This is a genomic window from Asticcacaulis sp., from assembly GCF_027484505.1.
Classification (GTDB): domain Bacteria; phylum Pseudomonadota; class Alphaproteobacteria; order Caulobacterales; family Caulobacteraceae; genus Asticcacaulis.
This window is the reverse complement of record NZ_JAIXSV010000095.1, coordinates 1-7,084: the sequence shown is the minus strand read 5'-3', so window position 1 is coordinate 7,084 and position 7,084 is coordinate 1. Positions and strand designations below refer to the sequence as shown.

The 7,084-nt window shown below is 67.2% G+C and carries 7 protein-coding genes; all 7 read left to right on the top strand.

Translation table 11 applies throughout. The features are described 5' to 3' along the window. Nucleotides 1-286: 286 nt before the first annotated feature. Nucleotides 287-604 (top strand): TrbC/VirB2 family protein, encoded by a 318-nt coding sequence (locus Q0072_RS05775; protein ID WP_298327021.1) that lies wholly within the window; start codon nt 287-289, stop codon nt 602-604. Between the two features lie 11 nt (nt 605-615). Then, nucleotides 616-894 (top strand): type IV secretion system protein VirB3, encoded by a 279-nt coding sequence (locus Q0072_RS05770; protein WP_366941780.1) that lies wholly within the window; start codon nt 616-618, stop codon nt 892-894. A gap of 147 nt (nt 895-1,041) precedes the next feature. Further along, nucleotides 1,042-3,438, top strand: a complete 2,397-nt coding sequence (locus Q0072_RS05765) for a VirB4 family type IV secretion/conjugal transfer ATPase (RefSeq protein WP_298327015.1) — start codon at nt 1,042-1,044, stop codon at nt 3,436-3,438. Then, entirely contained in the window at nt 3,435-4,628 is a 1,194-nt protein-coding gene (locus tag Q0072_RS05760) for a type IV secretion system protein (RefSeq protein ID WP_298327013.1), read from the top strand. Before Q0072_RS05765 ends, Q0072_RS05760 begins: the two co-directional genes overlap by 4 nt. A gap of 2 nt (nt 4,629-4,630) precedes the next feature. Continuing rightward, nucleotides 4,631-5,380 carry a TrbG/VirB9 family P-type conjugative transfer protein gene (locus tag Q0072_RS05755; protein ID WP_298327009.1) on the top strand — a complete coding sequence of 250 codons (750 nt, stop codon included), beginning with the start codon at nt 4,631-4,633 and terminating at the stop codon, nt 5,378-5,380. After that, on the top strand, nt 5,380-6,468 hold the full coding sequence (locus Q0072_RS05750; RefSeq protein ID WP_298327007.1) for a TrbI/VirB10 family protein: 1,089 nt from the start codon (nt 5,380-5,382) through the stop codon (nt 6,466-6,468). The genes Q0072_RS05755 and Q0072_RS05750 overlap by 1 nt, the downstream gene beginning before the upstream one ends. Beyond that, nucleotides 6,465-7,084: ATPase, T2SS/T4P/T4SS family (locus Q0072_RS05745; RefSeq protein WP_298327005.1), on the top strand; the 620-nt coding region annotated here is incomplete at its 3' end. The genes Q0072_RS05750 and Q0072_RS05745, both read left to right, overlap by 4 nt.

Below are 7,084 nucleotides of genomic sequence, written 5' to 3'. Positions count from 1 at the left end.
AGGAAGGTGGAGATCAGGCCGCGCAGGCCCGGATCATCATCCACGATCAATATGCGGGTCATCAGATCCATATCCCGATTATGGCGTCGTGACCTTCTCTGTACGAGCCGAAAATCTCCGCCCCATGTCGGATTGTTTCAGCATGTTGCAGCCGGCGAACCATTTTGCCCCCTGCCGCAATGCGCCTGACACAAGATGGCGGGGGCTTCCATCCTCCCGACATATGCCGGCAAAGCCCGTCCCCTATCCCTGGGTCCGGTTCTGAGCGATACCAAGGGAGAAAAACATGCGTGTCCTGAAACGAACCCTGGCGGTGCTGGTGCCGCTGCTGCTGTCGGCCCCTGCGGCCCAGGCACAGGCGCCCGGTGGCGACCCCAAGGGGGCCGGTCCCATTATTGCCGCCCTGTCCTGGATGCAGGGTACGCTCATGGGCAATGTCGCCACCACGGTCGCCGTGATGGCGGTGGCCGCGGTCGGCTTCCTGATGCTGACGGGCCGGCTGAACTGGCGTTTTGGGGCGACGGTGGTCATGGGCTGCTTCATCCTGTTCGGGGCGGGCGCCATCGTGTCGGGCATCCAGGCCACCACCAGCGTCGCACGCTAAGGGAGATGGCGATGCTGGCTCGTTCGCCTGTCTTCCGCGCCCTGACCCGGCCCCAGATGTTCGCGGGCGTGACCTACAATTTTTTCGTCATCAACCTGCTGGTGACGACGGAGGCCTTTCTGGTCACGCGCTCCTTCCTGGCCCTGCCGGTTGCACTTCTGGTGCATGCCGCCGGCTACCTGGCCTGCCTGCGCGAACCCCGTATCTTTGACCTGTGGTTGACCAAGGTCACCACCTGCCCGCGTATCCGCAACTGGAAACGCTGGCGCTGCAATTCCTACGGTGCTTGAGCTCAAGCGGCCTCAACGCCGGGCGCCGCCATCCGGCGGCTTGGCTTACGGCGCAGGGGCGCCGGGCTGGCAGTCGCCAGCCTCCAATCTGCCGAAGGTTTGGCCTTTCGCAGATTGGTATTCCCCTTATCCCGACGGAGAAGTCCCATGCCGACATGGAAAGGTCCCGCCTCCTGGGCCGGTCGTGAAGCCAGCGCCGGGGACCGGCTGCCCTATCAGGCACTGCTGGACGATGGCAGCCTGCTGCTGCGCGACGGGTCGCTGCTGCGCACCATCCATGTGGCCGGGCTGCCGTTCGAAACGGAGGATTCAGACGCGCTGAACCATCGGCTGGCGGTGCGGGAAGTAATGCTGCGCGCTGTGCTGGACGCGCGGCATGTGGTCTATCACCACGTGATCCGCCGCCGTATTCAGCCGGAATTGCTGGCCAGCTTCGACAGCCCGCTGGCCGGCCTGATCGACCGGCGTTGGCAGGAACGATTGTCGGACCGACGGCTGTTCATCAATGAACAGTTTCTGACCATTCTGCGCCGACCGGCGCGCGGAAAGGCGGGTCTGGTGGACCGAATCCTGTCGCGGGGCCGGTCGGCGCAGCGTCTGGAGGCCGACCGCCGCGCCCTGGATGCCGCCGTGGCGGCGTTGCTGGCGGGGCTGGAACCCTATGGTGTCCGCGCACTCGGCACCTATGACACGGCCCATGGACCCTGTTCAGAGGTGCTGGAGCTGCTGTCGGCACTCTATAATGGGGAGATGCGGCCTGTGCTGCTGCCGTCCGCCGGCACCGATCTGGGCCGGCACATTCCCTATTCCCGCATCAGTTTCGGCGTGGACGCCCTGGAACTGGCCGGGCCGCAGGGACGGCAGGTGGCCGCCGGCCTGTCGGTGAAGGACTATCCCGATACCACCCGTCCCGGCCTGCTGGACAGTATCCTGCGGCTGCCGGTCGAACTGACTCTGACCGAAAGCTTTGCCCCGGTGGATCGGCAGACGGCGCGCGAACGCATGGACCTGGCGCTGCGTCGCCACCGTGCCACGGATGAGGAGACGACCTCCGAACGGGCTGAGATGCTGGCGGCCCGCGATGCGCTGTCGGCGGGGCAGGTCGGGTTCGGGGATCACCATCTGGGGCTGCTGGTGCGGGCCGCCGATCTGACCGCGCTGGACGACGCCGTCGCCCTGGCCGGTGCCGCCCTGGCGGATATCGGGGCCATTGCGGTGCGCGAGGACGTGAATCTGGAGCCGCTTTTCTGGGGACAGTTCCCCGGCAATGAGCGTTTCCTGGTCCGCCGCGCCCTGATCTCCACCGCCAACGCCGCAGGCTTCCTGTCGCTGCATGGCTTCCCCCTGGGCAGTGCCGGCGGCAATCATTGGGGCGATGCCGTCACGATGTTCGAGACGACCAGCGCCACGCCCTATTTCTTCAATTTCCATGAAGGCGATCTGGGCAATTTCACCATCATCGGCCCGTCCGGGTCGGGAAAGACGGTGGTGCTGAACTTCCTGGCCGCCCAGGCGCAGAAGTTCAAGCCACGGACCATCTTCTTTGACAAGGACAGAGGCGCGGAAATTTTCCTGCGCGGGATCGGTGGGCATTACAGCCGTCTTCTGCCCGGCGAACCGTCGGGCATGAACCCGCTGCAGCTCCCCGACAGCGCCGTCAACCGTGCCTTCCTGCGCCTGTTCCTCGCCTGCCTGCTGAAGGCCGACGGGCCGGAGGAAGAGGCGGCGATTGCCGATGCCGTCGATGCCTGCTTCGACCATGCCCCACATCTGCGCCGCCTGCGTTACTTCCGAGAGCTGCTGTCGGGCGCCAGCCGCCCCACGCCGGGCGATCTGGCCAGCCGCCTGTCGCCCTGGATCGGTGCGGGTGAACATGCATGGCTGTTCGATAATGAAGCCGACCGGCTGGATTTGGACGCACGTGTCCTGGGCTTTGACATGACGGCGCTGCTGGAGGTGCCGACCCTGCGCACGCCCGCCATGATGTATCTGTTCCATCGCATTGATGAAAGGCTGGACGGCAATCCGTCCATGATCCTGATCGACGAAGGCTGGAAGGCGCTGGACGATCCCGTCTTTGCCGCCCGCATCCGCGATTGGTTGAAAACCCTGCGCAAGCGCAACGCCATTGTCGGCTTTGCCACGCAATCGGCCCGCGACGCGCTGGACAGCCGTATCGCCAGCGCCATTGTCGAACAGACCTCCACCATGATCTTCATGCCCAACCCCAAGGCGCGCGACGATGATTACTGCGCCGGGTTCGGCCTGTCGGCCCACGAATTGGCGTTGATCCGCGGCCTGCCGGCCCATGGGCGCTGTTTCCTGGTCCGCCATGCCAACCATTCCATCGTGCCGCGTCTGGATCTGGGCGGCATGAATGACATGCTGATGGTGCTGTCGGGGCGGGAGGCCAATGTCCGCCGTCTGGACATGATCCGCGCCAGCACGGGCGATGATCCTGCCCGCTGGTACCCCCGCCTGACGGGCAAACCCTGGCCCGGTGCGACGGACCTGCCAAATGTGGAAAGGATGGCGGCGGAATGACCAACGCGACCTGCCCCGGATTTTCCAGTCTGGATGGACAGGGCGGTGTTGCCGGCGCGCTGCGCGCCGTCGACTGTCTGGCTGCCCAGACCACGGAGAAGGCCTTTTCCACCCTGCTGGGCCCAGACGGCGCGTTGGGTCAGGCCCTGACCCTGCTGCTGACGCTCTATGTCGCGCTGATGGCGATCCGGATGCTGACCGGGCGCACCGGTGTCGGTCTGTCCAGCCTGACACCGCGCATGCTGGGGCTGGGTCTGGTCCTGTGCTTTGCCACCTCCTGGGCGGCCTATCATCAGGTGGTCTGGAACCTGCTGGTCGGTGCGCCGGATCATCTGGCCTCGCTGCTGGCCGGGACACGCGGGTCCGCCCCATCCCTGTTCGCCGACCGCCTGGATCAGTTGTTCCAGCTTGTGCTGGATGCTGCCCGCCAATCAACGACCGCGGGCGGGGAAAAGCCGACCCTGCTGGCCGGCATGCGCCCGGCGGACTTGCTGTGGATCGCCTCGCTGCTTCTGCTGTTTGGCACCGTGGGTGTGCTGGTTGCGTCCAAGATTGCGTTGGCAGCCCTGCTGGCGCTGGGCCCCGTCTTCATCGTGCTGGCCCTGTTCCGGGCGACCAGCGGCCTGTTCGAAGGCTGGCTGCGCGCCGCCCTTCTGTTCGCCATCGTGCCGCTGCTGACCGTTCTGGTGGGGACTGGTGCGCTCGCCCTGATCGCGCCCATGCTGTCGGACCTGGCCCTGGCGGGCGGAACGCCGACGCCGGAACTGGCCGTGTCGGTCCTGCTGGGGGCGGCGGTGTTCAGCCTGCTGATGCTGCTGGTTCTGCGGGTGGCGGCGTCCCTGACGGCCGGATGGCGGCTGAACCTGCATGGACAGCCTGATACAGTCCGGGGCCAGGCCGGGTCTGCCCGCGCCGGTGCCACCCTGGTCACCGTCCCGGCCCCGGCCGCCACGGCTGCCCGCGCCAGTGCCAGCGCCCAGAGCAATGCCGCCGCCGCCCTGTCGGGTGCGGCCCTGCTGACCCAGCATTCGTTCCAGACCGCGCCGCGCGCCGCCGCCATGGCGCTGCCCGGTGGGCTGAGCCAGCCGGGTGATGCTGCCCGTCTAAACCCCGCCGCCACCGTCCTGCGGAACCGCCAGACCCAGGGCCTGGGCCAGCGTTTCCGCCGCCCGGCTGTGAAAGGAACCTGATCATGACCAAGCGCCTGCTGCCCCTGCCGCTGCTGGCGGTCCTGCTGACCCCCACCCCCTGCTTTGCCGACAATCGCATCCTTTGGAAAGACTATGACGAGGCCGCCATCGTCACCGTGCCCGGCCGCGCCGGCATCCAGACGACGATCCAGTTTGAGGCGGGGGAGCGGATCGAGAATGTGGCTATCGGCGACAGTGCGGGCTGGCAGGTCACGCCTAACCGCCGGGCCGACCTTCTGTTCCTGAAGCCGATCCTGCCCGACAGCCGCACCAACATGACGGTCATCACCGACCGGCGCACCTATCTGTTCGACCTGACGACGGCGGGCAAGGGCGGGCCGCTTTATGTCATGCGCTTCGTCTATCCAAAGGCGTTCATCCCGCCCGCTCCTGTGGCGGCCGATTCACTGCCGCCCGACATCACCACCGATCCGGCCGCGGCGGTGACCGCTGAAATCCAGGCCGCGCTGCCAGCCGACCTGAATTTCGCCTGGGAGAAGCAGGGGCCGGAAAAGATGCTGCCAGCGCAGGTGTTTGACGATGGTCGTTCCACCTATCTGCGCTGGGAAGCGGGGGCGGAGGTGCCGGCCATCCTGGTGCCCGGTCCTGACGGTGTCGACGGTCCCGCCAATTATGCGCTTCGCAACGATCTGGTCGTGCTGGACGGCGTGCCGCGCCGCATCATTCTGCGCAATGGCAGCCGCACCGCCAGCCTGACCCCGGCCACCCAGACCGCGGAAAGGACACGTTGATGAGCGCTACCGCCGATCCCGTCCGCGTCAGCGACGATCCCCGCCTGTCCATGTCTGCCGGTGCCCTGGTCCTGGCGGGCCGCACCCATTACCCGGCCGTGGCCGACCGCCGGAGCGCCGGTACTCTGGGTCTGGCAGCCGGCATGGCCTGTGTGCTGGCGCTCGGTGGTCTCACCTTCTGGGGGTTGAACCAGGCGCGGCAGCCGGCGGCGGAACCCGCCCCGCTGCCGGCCCCGCCTGTCCCGCCACCGGCACCCGTGGCCGCCTTGCCGGCCCCACCCCCGGCACCGGCGCCGGTGGCGGCGACGCCCATGCCTCTACCGGCCCGCATTCCCGATCCGCAGCGTCTGGCCGCCCCCGTCATGGTCTTCGACATGTCGGTCCCGGCACCCGCCACAGCCCCCATGTCGGCCCCGACCACCGCGCCCACCCCCCCAACCGTTACCGCAGCGGCACCGGCAGTCCCCGGTGCCCTGTCGGACAATGAAGCCTTTGCCCTGCGGATCGGCAATGGCGGTGTGGATACGGCCAGTGCCGTCCATGCCATCGCCCCCGCCACGACAGTGGCGCAGGGTGCATTCATTTCGGCTGTGCTTGAAACCGCCATCGACAGCGACCTTCCCGGCCATGTCCGTGCCGTCGTCAGCCAGGATGTGCGGTCGTTCGATGGCAGCCGGGTGCTGGTCCCCCGCACTTCCCGCCTGATCGGACAGTATAAATCCGGGCTGCAGGCGGGGCAGAAGCGGGTTTATGTGCTGTGGACAAGGCTGATCCGGCCTGATGGCGTGTCGGTGGCGCTGGCGTCACCCGCGATCAGCCAGGACGGCAGGTCGGGGCTGTCGGGTGATGTGGACACGCATTTTGTCGAACGGTTCGGGTCGGCCACCATGCTGTCGGTTGTGGGTGCCCTGTCCGCCATCGGCAATGCCGCCCTGATCCTGTCGGGGTCGCAGTCGGCGGCCAGTGTCGCCGCCCAACGGGACAGCCAGATCCCGCCCACCATCCGTATCGACCAGGGACAGCCCATCCGGGTGTTTGTGGCCCGCGACCTGGATTTCTCCCTTGTTTCCACTGGGGGCCGGTCATGAATGCCAGCGTCGCCATCCTGAACGAAGCGGTCTATCTGGCCGAATATCTGGCCCCGTTTCAGCCCTTGCTGAACGATGCGCTGGTGACCGAAATCATGGTGAACCGACCGGGGGAGGTCTGGGCCGAACGGGCAGGCCAGGGCATGGCCCGCCATACTAACCCGCGCATCGACGACCAGCTGCTGCGCCGGCTGGCCGAACAGGTGGCACGTCTGTCGAACCAGGGTGTCAACCGCAATCAGCCCCTGCTGTCCGGACGCCTGCCCGATGGGGCGCGGGTGCAGTTCGTGGCCCCGTCCGCCACACGCGGCCATTGGGCCATGGCCATCCGCCGTCACCGGCTGGTCGATGTGCCGCTGTCAGCCTATCAGGCCCTGCCATCGGTGGGCGGCGATGGCTTGCGCGGGCGCGACCCGATGCAGGAGCCCGCCGCCTATCTGACCGCCGCCATCAAGGCCCGGCGCACCATCCTGGTCAGCGGCGGCACCTCGACCGGCAAGACCACGTTCCTGAACGCCCTGCTGCGGCAGATGCCCGAACAGGAACGGCTGGTGGTGGTGGAGGATACGCCGGAAATCAGCCTGTCCGCCCCCAACGCCCTGGGCCTTGTCGCCGT

What these genes read in the sequence shown, in the direction of transcription:
- Q0072_RS05775 (WP_298327021.1), top strand. Translation starts at nt 287, where the DNA reads ATGCGTGTCCTGAAACGAACCCTGGCGGTGCTGGTGCCGCTGCTGCTG.
- Q0072_RS05770 (WP_366941780.1), top strand. Translation starts at nt 616, where the DNA reads ATGCTGGCTCGTTCGCCTGTCTTCCGCGCCCTGACCCGGCCCCAGATG.
- Q0072_RS05765 (WP_298327015.1), top strand. Translation starts at nt 1,042, where the DNA reads ATGCCGACATGGAAAGGTCCCGCCTCCTGGGCCGGTCGTGAAGCCAGC.
- Q0072_RS05760 (WP_298327013.1), top strand. Translation starts at nt 3,435, where the DNA reads ATGACCAACGCGACCTGCCCCGGATTTTCCAGTCTGGATGGACAGGGC.
- Q0072_RS05755 (WP_298327009.1), top strand. Translation starts at nt 4,631, where the DNA reads ATGACCAAGCGCCTGCTGCCCCTGCCGCTGCTGGCGGTCCTGCTGACC.
- Q0072_RS05750 (WP_298327007.1), top strand. Translation starts at nt 5,380, where the DNA reads ATGAGCGCTACCGCCGATCCCGTCCGCGTCAGCGACGATCCCCGCCTG.